Annotated in this window: 2 protein-coding genes; both read left to right on the top strand. The window is 56.1% G+C overall.

The features are described 5' to 3' along the window. On the top strand, positions 1-1,069 hold a 1,069-nt coding region (locus I6F20_RS37480), incomplete at its 5' end, for a condensation domain-containing protein (protein WP_225131565.1). Continuing rightward, positions 1,066-2,244, top strand: a 1,179-nt coding sequence (locus I6F20_RS37475) for an MATE family efflux transporter (RefSeq protein ID WP_225131555.1), incomplete at its 3' end; no start/stop codon positions are given. The genes I6F20_RS37480 and I6F20_RS37475, both read left to right, overlap by 4 nt.

Genomic DNA, 2,244 nt, shown 5'->3' with positions numbered 1-2,244 from the left:
GGCCTTCCGTGCTTCGGAAAGCGGCGATTATTATCTGCTGGTACTGGTGCATCATTTCGTAGTGGATGGGATGGGCTATCGGCTATTCCTGGAAGCATTGGAGGACGCATACAACGCTCTTGCTGCAGGCCATGATGTGAATGGTGCCGAGGCCGTACAAAGGCTCTCTCCCTGGTTGAAGCGGCTCGAGCACTACGCGAACAGCGAAGCACCAGACGAACTCAAGCACTGGGAAGGCATTGACTACGATCAATTCAACTTCCGTGTCAACGACGCGTCATCGGCCCGCACGAGTGTTGCCGAAGAAAGCGCGAGAGAGCTTCACGATGCAAGTCTTAAAGGTCGTCGCGAGGATGCGAACGGCCGTTCGCTTCGGGTAGATCGGGCCAAGTATCATCTTGAGATCGACCGGGAAGCGACAGCGAGTCTCCTCAGTATTGGAGCCAGATCAGCGAATTGTCAGGACTTTGATGTGTTTCTTGCTGCCCTGTCGGGTGCGTGTGGAGCCCTGTTCGGCAACTATTCGCTCTGGATTGATAGCCTGACCTCGACACGAGGCCGGCTGTTTGACGATTTCGATTCATCTCAGATCATTGGTCTTCTCAGCGAGCTCGTTCCGCTTTCACTGAATGTCACAGGAAGGGAGTCGCGTTCCGACCGTGCTCGTTTGATATACCGGCAGCGCAATGCGCTGCCGCGCGGGGGAATAGGCTTTCGGGCCCTGAAATTCCTAAACCGAGATCCAGCCGTGCGGCGTCGGCTCGATCGCCTGCCACTGCCCAGAATTGGGGTGAATTATCGCGCCCGCTTGCAGCGCCATTTCCCACGCCGTTTTCTAGACACAGAACCTTCTCCACTTTGGATCGGCGAACACATGCATCAAGCGGCGGCGATCCACGTCTTCTGGTTCGATGTCGGATATCAATCGGGCGATCTACAGATTGACACCACGTATGATCCGAGCATGGTCGATTATGAGGTGACCCGCCATCTTTGCACGGTCTTGCAACAGGAGCTGTTGCAGACGATCAATGAAATTCGGAAGATCTCGGGACACCTTCATCCATGAGTGAGCCCGATGCGGAATTCGCCGCCGAGGTCGATCACGATGTGATGCCGAACAAGAACGCTCGCATCGATCTATCAGACCCCGGTCTGTTCAGACTTATCCTACGGCTCGCCATTCCGTCTGTTGTTGGCTTGTCGATCAACGCGTTGCAGCAGGTCGTCAACGCAATCTTTGTTGGGACACTCGGCGCGCCGGCGATCGCAGCCGTCAGCATGACCTTGCCGATCGTGGTCCTGCTCGCGGCGGCCGGACAGGGGATAGGAGTTGGAGCAGCGTCGTTCATATCTCGTCATCTTGGTGCTGGTGAGTACCTAGAGGCGAGTCGAGGCGCCAGTACCGCTCTCGCGCTCGCCGCGCCAGTCGGCATCACGGTCACAGTCGCTCTGTTTCTAAACATGCGAGAGATCTTCCTAGCGCTCGGCGCAACTCCAACCATCATGCCCCTGGCGCTCGACTACGCGACCACACTTTTGTTCGGATGCACCTTGATGCTTCTGAATATCGTCAACGGCTTCATCGTCCGAGCCGAAGGCGATACGCGATTTAGCATGTGGACGATGATGACCGCCTTCATACTGAACGCTGGCCTTGATCCAGTGCTCATATCCGTGCTGGACCTCGGTGTGCGAGGCGCCGCTCTCGCAACGCTTGTGTCTCAGACTGCGGCTATTAGCCTCTATATCGCGTATTTTACCAAGCGACGCGGAATGGTCGTCGTCAGGATGTCTCACATCTCGTTGCGAGCAGATCGCATCAGACAGATAGCGTTCGTGGGGGCGCCAGCGACCATGCCCAGCATCTTATCTGCTATTACTGTCGTGCTCTTGTACGGAGCAGCTGCGCCCTTCGGCGAAGAGTCCATCGCGGCCGTGGGAATAGCCGTGCGACTCTTAACGATTGGCGCACTGCTTATCAGCGGTTTCTGTATGGGGTCTCAAGCTATCCTGGGTTTTGGCTGGGGCGCACGCGATTTTGCTCGCGTACTGAGGGCTGCAAAGGTCATGCTCTCTATCACGGTTGCGCTTTCCTTTGCGTATTCCGCGACCGTTATGGTTTTTGTCCGTCCTTTGGTCGGGCTGTTCAGCGATAGCGATAGCGTCAGGGAAATTGCCGTTTCTGCCTGCACCGTCTTCCATCTCTTTTTTGGACTGTATGGTATTGAGACTGTCGTCACG

Origin of the sequence: Bradyrhizobium sp. IC3123 (genome assembly GCF_020193625.1) — a bacterium.
Lineage (GTDB): Bacteria > Pseudomonadota > Alphaproteobacteria > Rhizobiales > Xanthobacteraceae > Bradyrhizobium > Bradyrhizobium yuanmingense.
The sequence above is the reverse complement of the archived record's forward strand: the minus strand, read 5'-3'. Positions and strand labels throughout refer to the sequence as shown.